This is a genomic window from Serratia nevei (assembly GCF_024160145.1).
In the GTDB taxonomy this organism is placed as follows: Bacteria; Pseudomonadota; Gammaproteobacteria; order Enterobacterales; family Enterobacteriaceae; genus Serratia; species Serratia nevei_A.
Genome location: NZ_JAMYWQ010000022.1, coordinates 36,056 through 57,662, shown reverse-complemented (window position 1 = coordinate 57,662; position 21,607 = coordinate 36,056). Strand labels below are relative to the sequence as shown.

Sequence of the window (21,607 nt, the reverse complement as noted above, 5' to 3'; positions counted from 1 at the left end):
CGCTGGCGTTTTGCTTTTCTGCGCCCGGCAAAACGCGCTACGCTTCAAGACGGGATGAACAGGAGAGCGTGCGATGGCAAAGATTACGCTACAGCGGGTGTATGATTTCAGCGCGCCGGCGCCGGAACACTGTTATCTGATAGACAGGCTATGGCCGCGCGGCATCAGCAAGGAGCGGCTGGCGGGCGTGCAGTGGTTAAAACAGGTGGCGCCGGATGATGAGCTGCGCAAGTGGTTCCATCAACATACCGACCAGTGGGCGGTCTTCGAGACGCGTTACCGCCAACAGCTGGCGGCCAACGCCGCCTGGCAGCCGCTGGTGGCGCTGCTGAGGCAGGGGCATGCGCTGACGCTGCTGTATGGCAGCAAAGATACCGAGCACAACCAGGGCGTGGTGCTGCGCGAGTTTTTGCTGACGCAGCTCTAGGGATTAGCGTTCCCGGCGGTAGCTGCCGTCGGCCTGGCGGCGGAACAGCACCTGGCTGTTGTCTACCGTGGTGACCGACAGCGCGTTAATCACGCCGTTGGCGTCGCGTTCGATGCGCACTTCCTGGCCGGCTTTCATGTTGCTCAGCGGCTTGTCGCCGCCTTCCACCTGCGCCATGGCGAACACTTCATTCACCGGCAGGTTGTTGTCGCGGAACAGCTGGGCCAGCGTCTGGCCGGGCTGGATCTGGTAACGCTGCCAGTTGCCCGCCGGTGTCGGTTCGTTGGTGGCGCTGTTTTGCCGCTCGGCCTGCAGCGGCACGTTGGTTTCCTGCTGGGAGACCGGGAACGGCTGTCTTTCGGGCGAGTAAGGCCACAGCAGGGCCAGCAGCAGAATGATGCCGAAGATCAGCACCCAGCGGCGGTGGAAGTAGGGCAGCGGCTCCATCCAATGGAAACCGTCCGGCAGATGCCAGACTTTGGCCAGCAGCGCTTTGACCTGCTGCATTTTGTCGTTGGCCGACGGCGGCTCCGCTGGGGGTTCCGCACCTTCAGACGTGGGTGCGGCGCCCGGTTTCAGGCGCTGGCTGACGTTCAGCCAGGTGTGCAGCAGCGGCTGGTAGATGCGGGTGGTTTTCCTTCTCCTGGGCGCGATTCTGCCCATGGTGACCTCTCTTCGACGGCGTAGTAATTGGCGCAGCGCGGCAAGCGCCTCGCCTACCCGATATCCTGCTTTCAGTATAGTCCGCTAACTGATTGAAGCGAAAGGCAGCTGAGCGGCAGAGCCGCGGTTTGCGGCTGCGGGCGTTAACAGAAGGTTATTGTTTCTTTTTCTACGACAAAAGTCATCATTCTCCACACAAGATTTTACCCGGCATTGACGCGCTGTTATGCTGCGCTTTCGACTTTTTACAGACTTAAGGAAAACCCCATGACAACCCCTTCTTTTGACAGCGTTGAAGCGCAAGCAAGTTACGGGATTGGTTTACAGGTCGGCCAGCAGCTGCAAGAGTCCGGGCTGGAAGGCTTGCAACCGGAAGCTTTGCTGGCGGGGCTGCGTGACGCGCTGGAAGGGAATGCCCCGGCGGTTCCGGTAGACGTGGTGCACCGTGCGCTGCGTGAAATCCACGAGCGTGCGGACGCGGTGCGCCGCGAGCGCCAGCAGGCGATGGCCGTTGAAGGCCAGAAATTCCTGGACGATAACGCCAAGCGCGACGACGTGACGCTGACCGAGTCCGGTCTGCAGTTCTCCGTGCTGGAGCAGGGCAACGGCCCGATCCCGTCCCGTCAGGATCGCGTGCGTGTGCACTACACCGGTCGTCTGATCAACGGCGACGTGTTCGACAGCTCGGTCGAGCGCGGCCAGCCGGCAGAATTCCCGGTCAGCGGCGTGATCCCAGGCTGGATCGAGGCGCTGACCCTGATGCCGGTCGGCTCCAAATGGCAGCTGTATATCCCGCACAACCTGGCCTACGGCGAGCGTGGCGCAGGCGCGTCCATCCCGCCGTTCAGCGCGCTGGTGTTCGACGTCGAGCTGCTGGAAATCCTGTAATCCCACCGAGGATTGTTCTGGGCGCCTACGTGGCGCCCTTATTTTATGCGCCGTTCGGTCATGGCATAGCCGGGGCGGGCGGCCCCGGCCGGAGAGAGCGGTTACTTAGCGCTTAAATCGATGCGATACACCGCGAAGCCGATGCGGTCATTGCCCTCGGCGGTCATCGGATATTGAGCGTGCTGCTTGATAAACGCCGTCGCTTTGTCCGACGGCGAAGTCTCGAAGCGGATATCCAGCGGCTGCTGGCTGCTGAAGGTCGCCAAACGCCAGTTGTTGTCCGCCTGCGGATGCACCGCACCGTGCCGCTGGGTTTCGGCGCTGATGTAGGCCGCCAGCACCGAACGGTTTTCATCCGGCGAGGCGAAGGCGATGTGCTTGTCGCCGGTGCCGGCAAATTTGCCGCCGTAGGCACGGTAGTTGTTGGTGGCGACCAGGAAGGTGGCGTTGGGATCGATCGGCTTGCCGTTGAAGGTCAGCTGCTTGATGCGCTCCGCCTTATCGTTGATCAGCTGGCATTCGCCGTCGTAGCGCGCCGGCTGGCTGACGTCGATCTGGTAATTGACGCCGTCGATCACGTCGAAGTTATAGGTGCGGAAGCCGTCCCAGTTGATCAAGCCCTGCGGCTTGGCGCTGTTGACGTCGATCTGGTTGAACTGGCCGGCGGAGCACTCCAGCCACTCTTTCACCTCTTTGCCGCTGGCCTTCACCACCACCAGGGTATTGGGGTAGAGATAGAGATCGGCGGCGTTGCGGAAGGTGAGCTGGCCCTTTTCCACTTCGACGAAGCTGGCCGGATCGTTCTTGCGGCCGCCGACCTTGAACGGCGCCGCCGCCGACAGCACAGGCAGATCGGCCAGGTCCGGGTCGCCCTGAATATAATGTTCGACGTAGGCCTTCTGCGCATTGTTGACGATCTGCACCGTCGGATCGTCCTGCACCAGCGCCAGGTAGCTGTACATGTTACCGTCGGATTTACCGATCGGCTGGCTGACGAACTCGCGCGTGCCCTTGTGATCGTCCGCCAACACGTTCACCAGCGCGGCGTCTTCCGCCGCCAGCGATTTCTTGTTCTCTTTGTCGTAGATCGGCCGTGCTTCCGCTTTGGCGGCGGTCACTTTCCAGCTACCGCTATCGTTGTTGAGCTGCAGGTCGACTACGCCGAGATGATCGCCCCATTGGCCCGGCATCACCGCCGGTACGCCGTTCAGCAGGCCCTTATCGATATCTGCGCCTTTGATGTTGGCGAAGTCCTTGCTCGGGAACACCGCATGGGCGTGGCCGAACATGATGGCGTCGATGCCCGGCACCTGGCTGAGGTAGTAGACCGAGTTTTCCGCCATCGCCTTGTAAGGTTCGCTGGATAGCCCGGAATGCGGGATCGCCACCACCAGATCGGCGCCCTGTTTACGCATTTCCGGCACGTAGCGTTTGGCGGTGGCGGTGATGTCGTCCACCGTCACCTTGCCCTGCAGGTTAGCCTTGTCCCACACCAGGATCTGCGGCGGCACGAAGCCGATGTAGCCGATGCGCAGCGTATGCGCCTTGCCGTCGCGGTCTTTCACCGGCGTATCGACGATGATGTAGGGCGTGAACAGCGGTTTTTGCGTTTTGGCGTCGATGACGTTGGCGTTGATATACGGGAATTTGGCGCCGGCGATGGCATTCTTCAGGTAGTCCAGCCCGTAGTTGAACTCATGGTTGCCGATGTTGCCGACCACATAGTCCAGCGTGTTCATCGCCTTGTAGACCGGATGCACGTCGCCCGGTTTCAGCCCCTTGGCCGCCATGTAGTCGCCGAGCGGGCTGCCCTGAATGATGTCGCCGTTATCCACCAACACCGCGTTGGCGGCCTGCTGGCGCGCCTGCTGGATCAGGCTGGCGGTGCGCACCAGGCCGAATTTATCGGTCGGCGTGTCCTTGTAGTAGTCGAAGTCCATCATGTTGCTGTGCAGGTCGGTGGTTTCCAGCACGCGCAGATCGACGGTGGCCGCCTGCGCCGAGGTGCACACCAGCAGCGCAAGCGCGGACAGCGTCAGTGGATGCTTCATCATTTTGGGCTCTCTCCATTCCATTATTCGAGTGTTATCGCAGAGGGAAATGTAATTAACATGGCTTGCCACAGCAAACTGTGAAGTGTGGCAGAAAACGGTGGCGGGTAACGCGGGGAAGTTCACAGTTGTGCCTAACAAGATCTGAGGAATTCCCGGGGGTTAGCCGGTTGAGATGGATATTCGGCGTAAAAAAAACTAGTCTGCTAGCAGAGACAGGGGGAAATTTCCCACGGAGATGCAGAGTTGAGGTGCATGATGCTAGAGCAAATTTGCCAACTGTCCCGCGAGGCGGGGGCGGCGATCATGGCGGTGTACGACGGTGAACAACCGCTTGATGTCGCACAGAAAAAAGATGATTCACCGGTGACGGCGGCCGATCTGGCGGCGCATCACATCATCAAGCGCGGCCTGGCGGCGCTGACGCCCGAGGTGCCGCTGCTGTCGGAAGAAGATCCGCCGGCGTGGGAAGAGCGCCGCAGCTGGACGCGTTACTGGCTGGTCGATCCGTTGGACGGCACCAAAGAGTTTTTGCACCGCAACGGTGAGTTCACGGTCAATATCGCCCTGATTGAAGACGGGCAGGCGGTGATGGGGGTGGTGTATGCCCCGGCGATCGACGTGTTGTATCTGGCGGAACGCGGCAAGGCCTGGAAAGAAGAGAAGGGCGTGCGGCAGGCGATCGGCGTCAGCAACGCACATCCGCCGTTGGTGGTGGTAAGCCGCTCGCATATCGACGACGAGCTGAAAGACTATCTGCAGCAACTGGGTGAGCACCAGACCGTGTCCGTTGGTTCCTCGCTGAAGTTCTGCCTGGTGGCGGAAGGCAAGGCGCAGCTCTATCCGCGCTTTGGGCCAACCAACATTTGGGATACCGCCGCAGGCCATGCGGTGGCGGTGGCCGCCGGAGCGCAAATTCACGATTGGCAGGGCAAGCCGTTGCTCTATACCCCGCGTGAATCCTTCCTCAACCCCGGCTTCCGGGTGTCGCTGTTCTGAGTTAGTTCGCCAACAGCTGGTGCAGCTTGGACATCACCTGCTGCACCTCTTCCGGCGTCAGCGCACCGTCTTTGGCGAACTGAATGCGCCCTTGCTTATCCAGCACCACGATGGCGGAGCCTTTCGGCTGCAGATCCCAGGCCTTGCGCACGTTGCCGTCGCTGTCGACGATAAACTGCGACCACGGGAATTCCTTCTTGCTGTCTTCGATGCTGCTGCGCACGAACATCGCGGTGCCCATCAGGGCGTCGTCGGTGTTGACGATTGTCGTCGTTTGGTAACGATCGTGTGGTAGCTTCGCCTTCTTGATCGCTTCAATCAGTGGGTCGTTCATGGCTTTGGCAGAGGTGCGGCCGGCAATATGTTGTATCACTCGCACTTTTCCACTGAGCTGTGCGCTGTTCCAGTTCTGGTAGCTAAAATTACCGTCAGCGTAATTGAGCTCTCCTTTGTCGCTGACGCCGACCGGCGCCACGCGCTGCTGGAGCTGGAAGTTGTGTGCGGAGGCGAAAAGCGGGGCGAGCAGCAGGGATACCATCAGCATGCGACTTGTTTTCATGCTTTCTCCTTGTAATAGGGGGAATTTGTGCGACAGCACTTCGACAGCCTAAAGCATAGGATGTGATCAGAGGTCTGTCCTGTTAACCGGATCGCAGATTTTCCCTTGGTTCGCTAATCATCAGATTTTGAAGGGATATCCTGAAAACGTTATAAATTATCATATACAATTCTGTCAAAAAGTGTAAATCCAGCGTAGATCACCGGGTGGAAGTGAACGTTCTGGTCTTTACTGGGTCTACTACATGCAATCAAGTTGCGTTCTGAATTTCGAGGCTGCCACCTTTGGCGGCTCGCTGAGCGTATGGATCAACGGGAGGAGCGTAAAAGAATGAGAATCTTCCAGCGTTATAACCCTTTGAAAGTGGCAAAGTACGTTAAGACCCTGTTTCGCGGACGGTTGTATATCAAGGACGTGGGCGCATTTGAATTCGACGAGGGGAAAATCCTGCCGCCGAAGATTCGCGACAAGCGCCATTTCAGCGTGATGTCAGAAGTGAACCGTCAGGTGCTGCTGTTGCAGACCGAGATGGGGTGAACACCGCGCTGACAGCGGTAAAAAAATGCGGCCCCGATGGGGCCGCTGACGTTTTAGGCCGACGGGGTTTCTTCCGGTGCCTTCGGCAGCACCGCCGCCGGTTTGTCGCTCAGCCGGGTGACCAGCAGCTGGTCTATCTTGTAGCTGTCGATATCCACCACTTCAAACTTGTAGCCGGCGTATTTGACGAAGTCGGTGCGTTTCGGGATCTTGCGCAGCATATACATCATAAAGCCGCCGATGGTCTCGTAGTTGCCCGCCTGCGGGAACTCGTCGATATCCAGCACGCGCATCACGTCGTCGATTGGCGTGCCGCCTTCGATCAGCCATGAGCTTTCGTCGCGTGCCACGATCTGCTCTTCCTGGCCCTGGCCGACCAAATCGCCCATCAGCGTGGTCATCACGTCGTTAAGGGTGATGATGCCCACCACCAGCGCATATTCATTGAGGATCACCGCGAAGTCCTCGCCGGCGGTCTTGAAGCTTTCCAGCGCTTCGGACAGCGTCAGCGTATCCGGCACGATCAGCGCCGAGCGGATCTGCACGCCGCTGCTCAGCACCAGGCTCTGGTTGCCCAGCACGCGATTCAGCAGGTCTTTGGAGTCGACGTAGCCGACCACCTGATCGATATGGCCGTCGCACACCAGGAACTTGGAGTGCGGGTGGGTCGAGACCTTCTCCTTGATGCTCTCTTCGCTTTCGCGCAGATCGAAGTACACCACGCTTTCGCGCGAGGTCATCGAAGACGGCACGGTGCGCGATTCCAGTTCGAACACGTTTTCAATCAACTCGTGCTCCTGCTTGCGCAGCACGCCCGCCAGGGCGCCGGCTTCCACCACCGCGTAGATGTCGTCGGAGGTGATGTCGTCTTTACGCACCATCGGCAGCTTGAACATGCGGAAGATCAGGTTGGCCATGCCGTTGAAGAACCACACCAGCGGTCGGAAGATCATGATGGAGAAACGCATCGGGTTGATGATCCGGACGGCGACTGTCTCTGGTGCAATCATACCGATGCGCTTCGGGGTCAAATCGGCGAACAGGATAAACAGGCTGGTCACCAGCACGAAGGAGCAGATGAAGCTGACCTGTTCTGCCAGTTCGGGCGACAGGAATCGAATAAAGAATTGTTGGAAGGTGCCGGAAAACGCCGCGTCGCCGACGATACCGCCGAGGATGGCCACGGCGTTCAGGCCGATCTGCACCACGGTGAAGAAGATGCCTGGGGTTTCTTGCAGTTTGAGCACTCTGGCGGCGTTGACGTTGCCTTCGTCGGCCATCAGCTTCAGTTTAATCTTGCGCGAGGCGGCCAGAGAGATTTCCGACAGTGAGAAGAACGCACTCACCGCGATCAGAAAAAGAATCAGTAAAATACTGTTTAACATAATCTATCCATACGTGCCGACGGGATGCCGGCGCTCTTGAGGAAGGGTAGTACATAGTAAAAAAAGCAGCGATAACAACCAGAAAGAAGCTATCGGGCCGCAAAAGCGGCCCGTACAGTATAGCAGTTGCCCCACAGGGGCCGCCAGCGGTTAAAAAAGTGCCGCCGGCCGGCAGTGGATTAGCCCTGCGGCGGCAGGCAAACGCCGATGCCGCCCAGGCCGCAGTAGCCTTCCGGGTTTTTGAACAAGTACTGCTGATGATCGTCCTCCGCGTAATAGAACGGCAGCGCCGGCGCGATCTCGGTGGTGATGACGCGCTTGTCGCCCGCCGCGTCCATCGCCTGCTGGAAGCGCTGCAGGCTGCTTTCCGCCTCGGCCTGCTGCTCCGGGCTCAGGGTGTAAATCGCCGAGCGGTACTGCGTGCCGACGTCGCCGCCCTGGCGCATGCCCTGCGCCGGATCGTGATTTTCCCAGAATACTTGCAGCAGCTGTGTGTAGCTGACGATCTGCGGATCGAACACCACGCGCACCACTTCGGCATGGCCGGTTTGGCCGCTGCACACTTCGCGGTAGGTCGGGTTCGGCGTGTAGCCGCCGCTGTAGCCGGCGGCGGTGCTGTAGACGCCCGGCTGTTGCCAGAACAGGCGCTCTACACCCCAGAAACAGCCCATGGCGAAGATCGCCACTTCCATGCCGGCCGGCACCTGGGTCATCGAGTGTTCGGTGACCACGTTGAGCGTTGCGACAGGCATTGGCGTGGTGCGGCCAGGCAGCGCGCTTGCCTTATCGACGGTTTGTGATTTATCAAAAAATGGCACCACGGTTAACTCCTGTTGTCACAGTAAGAATTGACCCTACACGGGGGCGGTTCGGTTGTATCTCACCGCGTCTTTGCCCACAATAAGTGGCGAGTTGGGTTTATGTATAAGCTTAACGCAGTATTTTGAGCGCCAAAAGTGAAGAATTCGCCTGTTGCGCGGCGGTGACAAAGCGCGGCGGGCAGCGTCCGGAACAAGGCTGAAGAGGGCTGCCGTCATGATAGCGCGGAGTCTGCCCTGGCCCCGGAGCCAACACCATAACAGGAAAGTAAAATCAATAAGGAGAACACGTGCCAAAGTACCCGGTCATGTGCTTGTTATCCGTGCTGCTTGCGGCACCTGCAGCCTACGCGGCGAACGTGCGGCTGCAGGTGGAGGGGTTAAGCGGAGAGTTGGAAAAAAACGTTCGGGTGCGGCTGTCGTCGATCACGCCTGAAGAAGTCGGCACCGACGGTCGCTTCCGCGCACGGGTGGATGAGGCGGTGCGTCAGGGGCTGCGGGCGCTCGGCTATTACCAGCCGACCATCGATTTTACGCTGGACGATCGACCGGGGATGTCGCGTCCGGTGTTGCACGCCAAGGTCAACCCGGGCGAACCGGTGCGCATCGCCGGCGCCAACATCGTGCTGGAAGGGGGCGCGAAGACCGATGAGGACTACCTGACGCTGGTAAAGAAGGGGCGGCCGACCATCGGCGAGATCCTCAACCACGGCAAGTATGACGATTTCAAAGGATCGTTGACTGGCCTGGCGTTGCGCAAAGGCTACTTCGACGCCGACATGACCAAAAGCCAGCTCGGCGTGGCCGAAGATCTGCACAAGGCGTTTTGGGATATCGATTTCAACAGCGGCGAACGTTACCGCTTCGGCAAGGTGAAATTCACCGGCTCGCAAATCCGCGAAGACTATCTGCAAAATCTGGTGCCCTTTCATCAGGGGGATTACTACAGTTCGGAGGATTTGGCCGAGCTGAACCGCCGTTTGTCCGCCACCAACTGGTTCAACTCGGTGGTGGTGTCCCCTGATTTCAATGATGCCAAAGAGAACAAGATTTTGCCGTTGGACGCGCTGGTGACGCCGCGCACGCGCAACACCGTCGAGACCGGTATCGGTTACTCCACCGACGTCGGCCCGCGGGTGAAAGGCACCTGGAAAAAGCCCTGGCTCAACGATCGCGGGCATAGCCTGGAAACCAGTGCCAGCGTGTCGGCGCCGGAGCAGCAGCTGGATCTGACCTACAAGATCCCGCTGCTGAAGAATCCGCTGGAGCAGTATTACCTGCTGCAGGGTGGCCTCAAAAACGTCAATCTTAACGACACCAAGTCGGTCACCTCCAAAGTGGTGGCCTCGCGCAACTGGGATCTCTCCAGCGGCTGGCAGCGGGCGATCAACCTGACCTGGCGCTGGGATAACTTTACCCAGGGTAACGTCAGCAACACCACCATGCTGCTGTATCCCGGCGTCAGCTTCAACCGCACCCGCTCGCGCGGCGGCCTGATGCCGACCTGGGGCGACAGCCAACGCTACTCTATCGACGTGTCCGACACCACCTGGGGTTCCGGCGTGGACTTCGCGCTGATGCAGGCACAGAACGTGTGGATCCGCACCCTGGCCGACAAGCACCGTTTCGTGGCGCGCGGGCAGGTAGGGTGGATAGAAACCAACGACTTCGACAAGGTGCCGCCGGATCTGCGTTTCTTCGCCGGCGGTGACCGCAGCATACGCGGCTACAAGTACAAAGACATTTCGCCGCGCGATGCCGACGGCAAGCTGACCGGTGCCTCCAAGATGCTGACCGGCTCGCTGGAATACCAATACAACGTGACCGGAAAATGGTGGGGGGCGATGTTCGTCGACTCCGGTGAAGCGGTAAACGATATCAAAAAGAGCAACTTCAAGACCGGCGCCGGCGTGGGCGTGCGCTGGCAGTCGCCGGTAGGGCCGGTGAAGCTGGATATCGCCGCGCCTGTGGGGGACAAGGATACCCACGGGATGCAGTTCTACATCGGTTTGGGGCCTGAACTATGAGCCTGGTTAAAAAGATTTGTCTCGGATTTCTGGTCGTTCTGCTGTTGCTGATCGGCGGTCTGGCCTTCCTGATAGGCACCACCACCGGTTTGCATATGGTCATCAACGGCGCTGCGCGCTGGGTGCCAGGGCTGGAGATCGCCGGCGTCAGCGGCGGTTGGCGCGATCTGATGCTGAAGGGCGTGAAATATCAGATGCCGGGCGTGACGGTCAACGCCGGGCAGTTCCATCTCTCCCTTGACCTGTCCTGCTTTAAACGCAGCTCGCTGTGCGTCAATGCCTTGACCGCCCAGGATGTGGACGTGGCGGTGAACACCAAAGAGATGGCGCCTTCCGCGCCGGTGGAGGAGAGCAGTGAGCCGACCACCAATCTCAGCACGCCTTACCCTATCACGCTGCGCCTGCTGGCGTTGAACAACGTCAAGGTCACCGTCGACGACACCGCCATCTCGCTGGCCGAGTTCCGCACCGGCGCACAGTGGCAAGAGCGCGCGCTGACGCTGATGCCGACCCAGATCGGCTCGCTGCTGATCGCCTTGCCGAAAACCCCGCAAAACCCGCTGCCGGAAGCGGTGCAGCCGGCGGCCGAGGTGGCGAAAAAGGTCGGCGAGCAGGTCAGCGACGCGGCGAAGCAGGCACCTCAGCCGGAAGAGAAACCGCTGGGCGAAACGCTGAAGGAACTGTTCGCCAAACCGCTGTTGCCGGATCTGCCGGACATCCGCCTGCCGTTGGATATCACCGTCAAAGAGATCAGCGGCGAGCAGCTGCGCCTGACCGGCGATACCGACGTGCTGATCACCAGCCTGTTACTGCAGGCCAGTACGCAGGATCAGCATATCCAGCTGGACAACTTCGACGTTAAGTCGCCGCAGGGCACGCTGTCGGTGCAGGGCCAGGCGACCCTGACCGGCGACTGGCCGGTGGCCCTGACCGCCAACAGCGCGCTGAACATCGAACCGCTGAAGGGCGAGAAGGTGAAGCTGAACATCGGCGGCGGGCTGCGTGACGAGCTGAAGGTGGCGCTGAATCTGTCCGGCCCGGTCGGCGCCCAGCTCGATGTGCAAACCCGGCTGGCCGAAGCCGGCCTGCCGCTGGCGCTGACGCTGCAGAGCAAGCAGCTGAAATGGCCGCTGAGCGGCGAGGCGCAGTATCAGGTCAATGACTTCCGCCTGCGCTTTAACGGCAAGGCGACCGATTACGCGCTGTCGACGCGCGCCAATCTGAAAGGCCAGGATCTGCCGCCGGCGGTGCTGACGCTGGACGGCAAAGGCAACGTCGAGCAGTTCAAGCTGGAGCGTCTGCGGCTGGCGGCGCTGCAGGGCAATACCGACCTTACCGCGCTGGTGGACTGGAGCAAAGCCATCAGCTGGACCTCGCAATTGACGCTGAGCGGCATCAATACCGCCAAGCAGTGGCCGGAATGGCCGGCGAAACTCGACGGCAAGATCACCACGCGCGGCAGTTTGCACGGCGGCAGCTGGCAGCTGCAGGTGCCGGTATTGCAGCTGGACGGCAACGTGAAGCAGAACAAGGTCACGGCGCGCGGTACGCTGAGCGGCAACGCCGCCGGGCAGTGGAAAATCCCCGGCATCGATCTGGCGCTGGGGCGTAACCAACTGAACGTCAAAGGGCAGCTGGACGAGAAGAGCTGGAACCTGGACGCCAACATCGACGCGCCGCGTCTGGACGGCGCGCTGCCGGGCCTGGGCGGCACCGCCAAAGGGCAGCTGAAGCTGCGCGGCAATCTGCAGGCGCCGCAGCTGCTGGCGGATTTGACCGCTTCCGGCTTGCAGTGGCAGGCGCTGCGCATCAACCGCGTGAAGATTGACGGCGACGTGCGCTCCACGGATCAGATCCAGGGGCAGCTGGCGGTACGCGTCGAACAGCTGAAGCAGGATGCGCTGGAGGTTAGCCTGCTGACCCTCGACGCCAAAGGCAGTGAGAAGCAGCACCAGCTGCAGCTGAAGATTGACGGCAAGCCGGTCTCCGGCCAGCTGGCGCTGCAGGGCAGCTTCGATCGTCAGCAGCAGCGCTGGCGCGGCAATCTGAACAACACCCGCTTCGATACGCCGGTAGGGGAATGGCGCCTGACGCGCGCCATCGCGCTGGACTACCTGAACACCGAGCAGAAAATCAGCGTCGGGCCGCACTGTTGGCAGAACCCGAACGCCGAGCTGTGCGTGCCGAAGACCATTGAAGCGGGCCAGAGCGGCCAGGCCAGCGTGGTGCTCAACCGGTTCGACCTGGCGATGATCAAGCCGTTCCTCGGCCCGGACACCGCCCTGAGCGGCGTGTTCACCGGCCGGGCCGACGTCAGCTGGAAGCCGGGCGGTGCGCTGCCGGAGGCGAAAGTCACGCTGGCCGGCAGCGGCGTCAAGGCGGTGCAACAGGTGCAGGGCAACGCGCTGCCGATCGCCTTCGATACGCTGACCCTCAACGCCGGTCTGAACAACGGCCGCGCGCAGGCCGACTGGCGGATCAAACTGACCAACAACGGCCAGTTCGACGGCAAGATCCAGGTGACGGATCCGCAGGTGCGGCGCACCATCAGCGGCAACGTCAATATCACCAACATTTCGCTGGCGATGATCAACCCGGCGCTGATGAAGGGCGAAAGCGCGGCGGGCATGCTGAACGCCAACCTGCGCCTGGGCGGCAGCGCCCAGAAGCCGCTGGTGTTCGGGCGTCTGGCGTTGGATCGGGCGAAGGTGCAGGGGCACTGGATGCCGTTCGACATGACCGACGCGCGGCTGGCGGTGAATTTCAACGGTATGACCTCGACGCTGGAAGGGCTGCTCAGCACCACGCGCGGCCAGCTGAATCTGGCGGGCGACGCCGACTGGCGCGACATCAACGCCTGGCGCGCACGCATTTCCGCCAAGGGTGACAAGCTGCGGGTGACGGTGCCGCCGATGATCCGCATCGACGTGTCGCCGGATCTGGTGTTCGAAGCCACGCCGCAGTTGTTCTCGCTCAACGGCAAGGTGGACATTCCGTGGGCGCGCATCACGGTGCAGGAGCTGCCGGAAAGTGCGGTGGGCGTTTCTTCCGACGAGGTGATGCTGGACGACCAGCTGAAGCCTATCCAACCGAAGACCGCGTCGATCCCGATCAACAGCAATCTGATGATCCACGTCGGCAACGACGTGCGGCTGGATGCCTTCGGCCTCAAAGCCCGTCTGAAGGGCGACCTGAAGGTGGTGCAGGACAAGAAAGGGCTGGGCCTCAACGGCCAGATTGACATCCCTTCCGGCCGATTCCATGCTTATGGTCAGGATTTGATCGTGCGTAAAGGGCAGCTGATGTTCTCCGGCCCGCCGGATCAGCCGCTGCTGAATATCGAGGCGATCCGCAACCCGGACTCCACCGAGGACGATGTGACCGCCGGCGTGCGCGTGACCGGCCTGGCGGATGCGCCGAAGCTGGAAGTGTTCTCCGATCCGGCCAAATCGCAGCAGGAAGCCTTGTCTTATCTGCTGCGCGGCCAGGGCTTGAGCAGCTCCGGCGCCGACGGCAACGCCATGACCTCGATGTTAATCGGCATGGGGGTTGCACAAAGTGGTCAACTTGTGGGTAAAATCGGCGAGGCATTCGGCGTGAGTAATTTGGCTCTGGACACTCAGGGGGTTGGCGACAATTCCCAGGTTGTCGTGAGTGGCTATGTCCTCCCAGGCTTACAAGTAAAATATGGGGTGGGCATTTTCGACTCGCTGGCCACGCTGACGTTGCGTTATCGTCTTATGCCTAAGTTGTATCTTGAAGCGGTGTCTGGTCTCGACCAGGCATTAGATTTGCTCTATCAGTTTGAGTTTTAGCGATGCGAATAATTGTCTACGGCAGTTTACGGCGCAAACAGGGAAACAGCCATTGGATGACCAACGCCCAATGGCTCGGCGAGCACGAGCTCGAAGGCTATCAGATTTATAATCTGGGCCATTACCCGGCGGCGATCCCTGGAGAGGGCACGATACACTGCGAGGTGTATCGTATTAACTCATCGATTCTGGCAGAGCTGGACGAACTGAAAAGCAACACCAAGGACTATAAGCGCGAGCTGATTCAGACGCCTTATGGGAGTGCGTGGATCTACCTGTATAAACACAGCGTGGACGGTTACCCGCAGATTACCAGCGGCGACTGGCTGAAGCGTCTCGACGAACAGTAAGAAAAAAAACACCGCTCATTGAGCGGTGTTTTTTCATCGACAGCGGCAGGAATTACTTCTTGGCAGCGCGTTCGAAGGAGGCGATGATTTCCGCTTTAGCCGCGGCAGCGTCTGCCCAGCCTTCCACTTTCACCCATTTGCCTTTTTCCAGATCTTTGTAGTGCTCGAAGAAGTGAGCGATCTGGGCTTTCAGCAGCTCCGGCAGGTCATTCACGTCTTTCACGTGATCGTACTCTTTGGTCAGCTTGCTGTGCGGTACCGCAACCAGCTTGGCGTCTTCACCGGCTTCGTCGGTCATCTTCAACACGCCAACCGGACGGCAGCGGATCACGGAGCCCGGCTGCAGTGGGTATGGCGTTGGGACCAGCACGTCAACCGGATCACCGTCCAGAGACAGGGTGTGGTTGATGTAGCCGTAGTTGCACGGGTAGAACATCGCGGTGGACATGAAACGGTCAACGAACAGCGCGCCGGTTTCTTTGTCGATTTCGTATTTGATTGGATCGGCGTTGGCCGGGATTTCGATTACTACGTAGATGTCTTCCGGCAGGTCTTTGCCAGCTGGGACCAGATTCAAGCTCATGTCGGTTTCCTTTAATCATCAAACCAGAAATGGAGTGGCGGCTATTATAGCGGACTCTTTTGCGATTTCCTGCCCTTTTCATCGTTGAAAAACCAGCGTGCCGGCGCACGGAGAATTTCCAGATTAATCCCGGCGCGGCATGAAGTTTTGCCTCCGGCTGCCGATAACTTCAACAAACAATAATGAGTCAGCAAAGCTGGCTCCGCGTTTTGCCACCCCTACTATGTCTGATCTCACTATTCTGAAGCCGGGAAGAACTCATGCTAAAAAAGATTACGGTGAAGGCTGGGCTGATCGCCCTGCTGAGCCTGATGACCATGCTGCTGATCATGGTCAGCGTTATTGGCGTCAACGCGATTAACGAAGGATCGCGCTCGATCCATACCTTAAACCAGATCCTCGGCGAAGAGCTGGGTTCGCTGGCCAACAGCTCCAACCTGACGCTGCGCGCCAGAACCGCCGCCTCGCTGGCGGTGCGCCAACGGGAGGTCGGCCAGACTGATGTCTCCGACGCCACCGTGGGCCGCATCTACGGTTATCTCGAGCAATCGAACCAGGAAATGGCGCGCTTTGTTGGCGTCGGCACCGTGACCGATCGCGGCCGTGAGCTCTCCAACCGTCTGCAAAACAGCTACCGCGCCTATCTGGAGCAGGGCGTGAAGCCGATGGCCGCCGCCATCAAGGCCGGCAAGATCGATGAGTATTATCACATTCAGGAGACCCGTATCTCCGCATTGAGCATCGCTTTCGAAAAGGATCTCACCGATTTTCGCAGTTTCGCCATGAAGCTCGGCGCACAGCAGGTGTATGACGCGGAAAACAACGCCAGCACCAAGATCTCGCTGATCGCGGTGGCGGGCCTGCTCAGCGTGCTGCTGGCGGTGCTGGCCTGGTTCGCACTGCGCGTGATCATTCTGCGCCCGCTGGACGAATCCATCGCGCAGCTGGAACACATCGCCGCCGGCGATCTGACCCATGAAATCCGCGGCGAGGGCGATACCGAAATGGGCCGCCTGGTGCGGGCGATGCAGCGTATGCAGCAGGCGCTGTCCAGTTCGGTCAGCAAAGTGCGCGATGCCAGCAGCCAGATCGACACCGGTTCACGCGAACTGGCGGCCGGCAACCTGCACCTGGCGCAGCGCACTGAAGAATCGGCCGCTTCGCTGGAAGAAACCGCCGCCAGCATGGAACAGCTGACCTCGACGGTGAAAATGAATGCCGAGAACTGCGAACAGGCTAACCAGCTGGCGCTGAGCGTGTCCGATATCGCCAACCAGGGCAGCGACGTGGTCAGCCAGGTGATGAGCAAGATGCAGGCGATCACCGACAGCTCGCGCCGCATCGCCGACATCATCAGCGTGATGGACGGCATCGCCTTCCAGACCAATATCCTGGCGCTGAACGCAGCGGTGGAAGCGGCGCGCGCCGGCGAACAGGGCCGCGGTTTCGCGGTGGTGGCCGGTGAAGTGCGCAATCTGGCGCAGCGCAGCGCCCAGTCGGCGAAAGAGATCAAAGGATTGATTGAAGCGTCGCAGAACCGGGTGCAGGAAGGCGAGCAGATGGTGGAGTCGGCGGCGCAGACCATGAGCGGCATCACCGGCGAAGTGGGCCGGGTGACGGCGCTGATGCGCGAGATCTCGGCGGCGACGCGCGAACAAAGCAGCGGTATCGAACAGGTGAACCTGGCGGTGGCGCAGATGGATCAGGTGGCGCAGCAGAATGCGGCGCTGGTGGAAGAATCGGCGGCGGCGACGCGCTCGCTGGAAGATCAGGCTCAGCTGCTGGCGCAGAGCATGGCGGCGTTCAAGCTGTAAGGCGATAAGGGTTCGGCGCGGCGCCGAACCCTTGCAAAGAACGCGTTACTCGTCCGGGTTTTCGGCGATGAAGCGTTCGGCGTCTTCTACCATCGACTTGGTGCCGACGAAGAATGGCGCACGCTGGTGCAGTTTCACCGGCGTGATGTCCAGAATGCGGTTTTTGCCGTCGCTGGCCTTACCGCCGGCCTGTTCGGCCAGGAACGCCATCGGGTTGCATTCGTACAACAGGCGCAGCTTGCCTTGCGGGTGGCTGGCGGTGCTTGGGTAGATGTAGATGCCGCCTTTCAGCAGGTTGCGGTGGAAGTCCGCCACCAGAGAACCGATGTAGCGTGAGGTGTAAGGGCGCTGCGTCGCTTCATCCTGCTCCTGGCAGTACTTGATGTATTTCTTCACGCCGAGAGGGAACTTGATGTAGTTGCCTTCGTTGATGGAATACATGTTGCCGCTCGCCGGGAAGCGTACTTTCTCGTGGGAGAGGCAGAAGACGCCCAGAGACGGATCGTAAGTGAAGGCGTGGACGCCATAGCCGGTGGTGTATACCAGCATGGTGGACGAACCGTAAACCACATAACCCGCTGCGACCTGGGCGCTGCCCGGCTGCAGGAAGTCTTCTTCGGTCACCGGCGTGCCGACCGGCGTGATGCGACGGTAGATAGAGAAAATCGTACCGACCGAGACGTTGACGTCGATGTTGGACGAACCGTCCAACGGATCCATCAATACGACATACTTGGCATTTTCAGCTCGCTCGCCGTCGAATATCACGATTTCATCTTCTTCTTCGGAAGCGATACCCGCAACTTCACCACGCGCTTTCAACGCCGCTTTCAGTTTTTCGTTCGCGTACAGGTCCAGTTTCATCTGAACTTCGCCCTGTACGTTGGACACCCCGCTGGTTCCCAAAATATCAACCAGGCCGGCCTTGTTGATGTCGCGGTGGATGATTTTGGCGCCCAGTTTAATTGCAGAAAGTAACGCGGTCAGCTCGCCGGTGGCGTGAGAGAAGTCGTGCTGTTTCTCGACGATAAATTCGCCTAACGTTTTCATGACACAATCCCTGAATCTACGGATGGATAGCGGCCTGTTAACAAACCGCCAACGTTTTCGCGTGCAGTGTAGCCCAAAGATGCGCGCCATTCATAGGCAAATCCATTTCTTCTGGACGATTCTGGGCGTTAGAATATGCCGACATTCGATGCACTCACATGAGAAACCTATGCGCATTCACATTCTTGGGATCTGTGGCACCTTTATGGGCGGGTTGGCGATGCTGGCGCGCTCACTGGGGCATGACGTCACCGGTTCGGACGCCAACGTCTATCCGCCGATGAGCACGCTGCTGGAGAACCAGGGGATCGATCTTATTCAGGGTTATGATCCGGCCCAGCTGGATCCGGCGCCGGATCTGGTGATCATCGGCAACGCCATGACGCGCGGCAACCCGTGCGTGGAGGCGGTGCTGGAGCGTGGTATCCCTTACGTTTCCGGCCCGCAGTGGCTGCACGATGCCGTGTTGCGCGATCGCTGGGTACTGGCCGTCGCCGGCACCCACGGCAAAACCACCACCGCCGGCATGGCGACCTGGATCCTCGAGGCCTGCGGCTACCAGCCCGGCTTCGTCATCGGCGGCGTGCCGGGCAACTTCGACGTTTCGGCCCGCCTCGGCGGCAGCCCGTTCTTCGTGATCGAGGCCGACGAGTACGACTGCGCGTTCTTCGACAAGCGCTCCAAGTTCGTGCATTACAGCCCGCGTACGCTGGTCATGAATAACCTGGAGTTCGATCACGCCGATATCTTCGACGATCTGAAAGCCATCCAGAAACAGTTCCACCACCTGGTGCGTCTGGTGCCGGGCAAAGGCAAGATCATCCTGCCGGACAACGACAGCCACCTCAAGCAGGTGATGGCGATGGGCTGCTGGAGCGAGCAGGAGCTGGTGGGGGAAGAGGGCACCTGGCGCGCGCAGAAGCTGACGCCGGATGCCAGCCATTACGCGGTGTTCCTCGACGGCGAACAGGTCGGCGAAGTGAACTGGGCGCTGGTGGGCGAGCACAACATGCATAACGGCCTGATGGCCATCGCCGCTACCCGCCACGTTGGCGTACAGCCGGCGGACGCCTGCCGCGCGCTGGGCGATTTCATCAACGCCCGCCGCCGCCTGGAGCTGCGTGGCGAAGCCAACGGCGTCACGGTGTACGACGACTTCGCGCACCACCCGACGGCGATCCTGGCTACCCTGGCCGCGTTGCGCGGCAAGGTCGGTGGTACGGCGCGCATTCTGGCGGTGCTGGAACCGCGTTCCAACACCATGAAGATGGGCATCAGTAAAAACGATCTGGCGCCTTCGCTCGGCCGCGCCGATGAAGTGTTCCTGTTCCAGCCGCACCACATTCCGTGGCAGGTGGCGGAGGTGGCGGATGCCTGCGTGCAGCCGGCGCACTGGAGCGCCGATCTCGACACGCTGGTGGACATGGTGGTAAAAACCGCACAGCCGGGCGATCACATTCTGGTGATGAGCAACGGCGGCTTCGGCGGCATTCACGATCGCCTGCTGGACGCGCTGGCGAAAAAGCAGGAACCGAAGGTGACCTACTGATCGCTCAGCCGCATCAGCCAACACAAGGGCCGCATTCGCGGCCTTTTTTGCGCCCATAAAAAAGCCCTCGCGAGCGAGGGCAACGGGGTTCGTCGGATAGGACGACGAGAGGGTCTCTGGGAAATCGGCGTTTGCGTCCGAACTCGGCAGTGGCAGTGACGAGGGTGAACAGCTCGGCAAAGCCGTTCCCAGAGTTGTTATTTGTAAATCTCGGCGGTGGCGTGGTAGCCGCCTTCGTTACGCGCTTCGATCACGCGGTAGGCGGTTGCGCCCTGTTTATCCGCTTTTTCCGACAGCGCCTGGCGAATGTCGGTCGGTGCGCCGTCGATGCCGCTGACGGTAATGGTGCCGATCGATTGCAGATTGGCGGTCTGATCGTCAGTCACCAACTGGGCGGCACAGGCACCGAAGGAAACGACAGACAGCAGACCGAGTGCAGCGAGGGTAGTTTTCATGTTCATGATAGCGCTCCTTGTTCATAACAGCCTGGAAGGGCTTGGCCGCGATTTTTATTCTTGAAGGCCGTTATGACAGCGTTTGATTCCAGAGATGTATTGCCCGTTGCCGGGTAATGCCGGTACTTATTTGTAGATTTCAGCGGTCGCGTGGAAGTTGCCGTCGTTGCGCGCTTCGATCACGCGGTAAGCGGTTGCCCCTTTGGCGTCGGCTTTATCGGACAGCGCCTGGCGAATATCGGAAGGTGCAGCGGCAACGCCGCTCACCGTGATCACACCGGCCGGCTGCAGTTTCGCGGCCTGAGTTGCATCAACGGATTGTGCTGCGAATGCACCAAATGAAAGCATGGACAGAACGCTCAGGGTTGCAACGGTAGTTTTAATTTTCATCATTTCACCTCATCGTATTCTTTTATCAGTTCCAACGAACTGTGATTCAGTTCACGGAAATGAGTATACAGCTAGTAACGTGAAAAATTAATAGTTCGCTAACAGTTGCTAGTGAAACTTTAACCTGATGATTCTTATTTTTTATAACCATAAGTAATAAAAACCGCTCACAAAACGATCTTTTGATGTTAAATTTATGTAATTTCAATGGGCTAAGTGATTTTGACCAAAAGTGCGGAAGATCACAGTGGGTACTGCTGGTTACATGGATATGTCATGGAAATGTGTTGCCGACGGATAAAAAAGCAGTGTTAAACGCGGTTGCAGGCTGGGAAGGTAACGCGAGGGTTAAAAAAGCGCTAACAAAATGCGGGTGATAGCCGCACTTTGTTAGCGCCAGGTTTCACAGCTCTTGTTCGAATACGCCCAGGATGGCTTCATGCAGCTTCTGAGCGGTAAAGCCGCTGGATGGGGTAACGAAAATCGTATCGTCGCCGGCAATCGTGCCGAGAATACCCTGGGATTTGCCCAATGAATCGAGCAGGCGAGCGATCAGCTGTGCGGCGCCCGGGCTGGTGTGGATCACCACGACGGCGTCGTTATGGTCGACGTCCAGCACCAGATTTTTCAACGGGCTGGTGGTGGTCGGCACGCCGAGTTCGGCCGGAAGGCAATACACCATTTCCATTTTGGCATTGCGCGTACGCACCGCGCCGAACTTGGTCAGCATGCGCGATACTTTGGATTGGTTAATGTTTTCGAAGCCTTCTTCTTGCAGCGCCAAAACGATCTCGCCTTGAGAACTGAATTTTTCTTCTTTCAATAACGCTTTGAACGTCTTGATCAGATCTTCCTGTTTTGCGGGATTACGCATTTTGCACCGTGGAATGTTGATAGTGGAAGTGATGATTATGCATATAGATGAATTTTTATGCAACAAAGGCCGACCCAAAGAAAATAAACATGACCGGGCGGCGAGGAAAGGGCGGCATTTTAACAAAATCCGGCCGCGATGAATATGCCCTTTTGACGATGGAAAATCGGCCTGCGGTGGTAAATAAAATGTTATTAAAATGATGTTGTTCTGATGTTGCGTAAGGGTGTAATGTAACGGCCGGTTAACTTGCTCGTGAATAACCTCGCATTATTTTTGATTAGTGTGCGCTATGCCCTTCATGCGCAAGCGATTTAATCTAAAATGGGCGCGACAGCGGCCGTTTTATTACACCCGCAGGCAAGAATTGGCT

Annotated in this window: 19 protein-coding genes; 9 read left to right on the top strand and 10 right to left on the bottom strand. The window is 59.3% G+C overall.

Going from position 1 to position 21,607, the window contains the following annotated elements:
• The first annotated feature begins 73 nt into the window (after positions 1-73).
• Positions 74-427: a DUF488 domain-containing protein gene (locus M6G53_RS16035; protein WP_253332916.1), complete on the top strand. Its 354-nt coding sequence runs from the start codon at positions 74-76 to the stop codon at positions 425-427.
• 3 nt (positions 428-430) lie between these two features.
• Here M6G53_RS16035 and M6G53_RS16030 read toward each other — a convergent pair whose 3' ends face one another.
• Complete coding sequence (locus tag M6G53_RS16030; protein WP_253332914.1) at positions 431-1,090, bottom strand: OapA family protein; 660 nt, start codon at positions 1,088-1,090, stop codon at positions 431-433.
• Positions 1,091-1,357: 267 nt separating this feature from the next.
• Here M6G53_RS16030 and bamJ point away from each other — a divergent pair, with 267 nt between their 5' ends.
• A complete protein-coding gene (gene bamJ / locus M6G53_RS16025) occupies positions 1,358-1,978 on the top strand; it encodes a BamJ family beta-barrel-assembly machinery protein (protein ID WP_004933618.1) in 621 nt (206 codons plus the stop codon).
• Between the two features lie 101 nt (positions 1,979-2,079).
• Here the strand turns inward: bamJ and M6G53_RS16020 are convergent, their stop codons facing one another.
• Entirely contained in the window at positions 2,080-4,032 is a 1,953-nt protein-coding gene (locus M6G53_RS16020; RefSeq protein WP_253332912.1) for a bifunctional 2',3'-cyclic-nucleotide 2'-phosphodiesterase/3'-nucleotidase, read from the bottom strand.
• A gap of 255 nt (positions 4,033-4,287) precedes the next feature.
• On the opposite strand from M6G53_RS16020, the gene cysQ reads away from it, so the two are divergent.
• Positions 4,288-5,028, top strand: a complete 741-nt coding sequence (gene cysQ / locus M6G53_RS16015; protein ID WP_253332959.1) for a 3'(2'),5'-bisphosphate nucleotidase CysQ — start codon at positions 4,288-4,290, stop codon at positions 5,026-5,028.
• A 1-nt stretch (position 5,029) separates the two neighbouring features.
• Here cysQ and M6G53_RS16010 read toward each other — a convergent pair whose 3' ends face one another.
• On the bottom strand, positions 5,030-5,587 hold the full coding sequence (locus M6G53_RS16010) for a YtfJ family protein (protein ID WP_253332910.1): 558 nt from the start codon (positions 5,585-5,587) through the stop codon (positions 5,030-5,032).
• A gap of 330 nt (positions 5,588-5,917) precedes the next feature.
• Here M6G53_RS16010 and M6G53_RS16005 point away from each other — a divergent pair, with 330 nt between their 5' ends.
• Positions 5,918-6,124 carry a DUF1107 domain-containing protein gene (locus M6G53_RS16005; protein ID WP_004933604.1) on the top strand — a complete coding sequence of 69 codons (207 nt, stop codon included), beginning with the start codon at positions 5,918-5,920 and terminating at the stop codon, positions 6,122-6,124.
• Positions 6,125-6,177: 53 nt separating this feature from the next.
• Here the strand turns inward: M6G53_RS16005 and paeA are convergent, their stop codons facing one another.
• Together paeA and msrA are read right to left on the bottom strand one after the other, a co-directional pair.
• Positions 6,178-7,509: a polyamine export protein PaeA gene (paeA, locus tag M6G53_RS16000; RefSeq protein WP_253332908.1), complete on the bottom strand. Its 1,332-nt coding sequence runs from the start codon at positions 7,507-7,509 to the stop codon at positions 6,178-6,180.
• Positions 7,510-7,688: 179 nt separating this feature from the next.
• The gene (gene msrA, locus M6G53_RS15995; protein ID WP_436286527.1) at positions 7,689-8,330 is read right to left on the bottom strand and encodes a peptide-methionine (S)-S-oxide reductase MsrA; all 642 of its coding nucleotides are present in this window, start codon (positions 8,328-8,330) and stop codon (positions 7,689-7,691) included.
• A gap of 305 nt (positions 8,331-8,635) precedes the next feature.
• Between msrA and tamA the strand changes: the two genes are divergently transcribed.
• From tamA to M6G53_RS15980, 3 genes are read left to right on the top strand one after another with little or no spacing between them, the layout of a single operon-like run.
• Positions 8,636-10,354 (top strand): autotransporter assembly complex protein TamA, encoded by a 1,719-nt coding sequence (gene tamA, locus M6G53_RS15990; protein WP_301286227.1) that lies wholly within the window; start codon positions 8,636-8,638, stop codon positions 10,352-10,354.
• Positions 10,351-14,169: an autotransporter assembly complex protein TamB gene (tamB, locus tag M6G53_RS15985; RefSeq protein ID WP_253332904.1), complete on the top strand. Its 3,819-nt coding sequence runs from the start codon at positions 10,351-10,353 to the stop codon at positions 14,167-14,169. Before tamA ends, tamB begins: the two co-directional genes overlap by 4 nt.
• A gap of 2 nt (positions 14,170-14,171) precedes the next feature.
• Positions 14,172-14,519: a gamma-glutamylcyclotransferase family protein gene (locus tag M6G53_RS15980; protein ID WP_253332902.1), complete on the top strand. Its 348-nt coding sequence runs from the start codon at positions 14,172-14,174 to the stop codon at positions 14,517-14,519.
• A gap of 52 nt (positions 14,520-14,571) precedes the next feature.
• On the opposite strand, the gene ppa is transcribed toward M6G53_RS15980, so the two are convergent.
• A complete protein-coding gene (gene ppa / locus M6G53_RS15975; protein ID WP_004933594.1) occupies positions 14,572-15,102 on the bottom strand; it encodes an inorganic diphosphatase in 531 nt (176 codons plus the stop codon).
• 260 nt (positions 15,103-15,362) lie between these two features.
• Between ppa and M6G53_RS15970 the strand changes: the two genes are divergently transcribed.
• Positions 15,363-16,916 carry a methyl-accepting chemotaxis protein gene (locus tag M6G53_RS15970; RefSeq protein ID WP_253332900.1) on the top strand — a complete coding sequence of 518 codons (1,554 nt, stop codon included), beginning with the start codon at positions 15,363-15,365 and terminating at the stop codon, positions 16,914-16,916.
• Between the two features lie 45 nt (positions 16,917-16,961).
• On the opposite strand, the gene fbp is transcribed toward M6G53_RS15970, so the two are convergent.
• Complete coding sequence (gene fbp, locus M6G53_RS15965; RefSeq protein ID WP_004933587.1) at positions 16,962-17,966, bottom strand: class 1 fructose-bisphosphatase; 1,005 nt, start codon at positions 17,964-17,966, stop codon at positions 16,962-16,964.
• A gap of 169 nt (positions 17,967-18,135) precedes the next feature.
• Between fbp and mpl the strand changes: the two genes are divergently transcribed.
• The gene (gene mpl / locus M6G53_RS15960; protein WP_253332898.1) at positions 18,136-19,515 is read left to right on the top strand and encodes a UDP-N-acetylmuramate:L-alanyl-gamma-D-glutamyl-meso-diaminopimelate ligase; all 1,380 of its coding nucleotides are present in this window, start codon (positions 18,136-18,138) and stop codon (positions 19,513-19,515) included.
• Between the two features lie 197 nt (positions 19,516-19,712).
• Here the strand turns inward: mpl and yhcN (M6G53_RS15955) are convergent, their stop codons facing one another.
• The 3 genes from yhcN (M6G53_RS15955) to argR form a co-directional block, all read right to left on the bottom strand.
• Positions 19,713-19,976: a peroxide/acid stress response protein YhcN gene (gene yhcN / locus M6G53_RS15955; RefSeq protein ID WP_253332896.1), complete on the bottom strand. Its 264-nt coding sequence runs from the start codon at positions 19,974-19,976 to the stop codon at positions 19,713-19,715.
• Between the two features lie 120 nt (positions 19,977-20,096).
• Positions 20,097-20,360: a peroxide/acid stress response protein YhcN gene (yhcN, locus tag M6G53_RS15950; RefSeq protein WP_038879766.1), complete on the bottom strand. Its 264-nt coding sequence runs from the start codon at positions 20,358-20,360 to the stop codon at positions 20,097-20,099.
• A 403-nt stretch (positions 20,361-20,763) separates the two neighbouring features.
• Positions 20,764-21,234 (bottom strand): transcriptional regulator ArgR, encoded by a 471-nt coding sequence (gene argR / locus M6G53_RS15945; RefSeq protein ID WP_016929335.1) that lies wholly within the window; start codon positions 21,232-21,234, stop codon positions 20,764-20,766.
• Between the last annotated feature and the right edge of the window lie 373 nt (positions 21,235-21,607).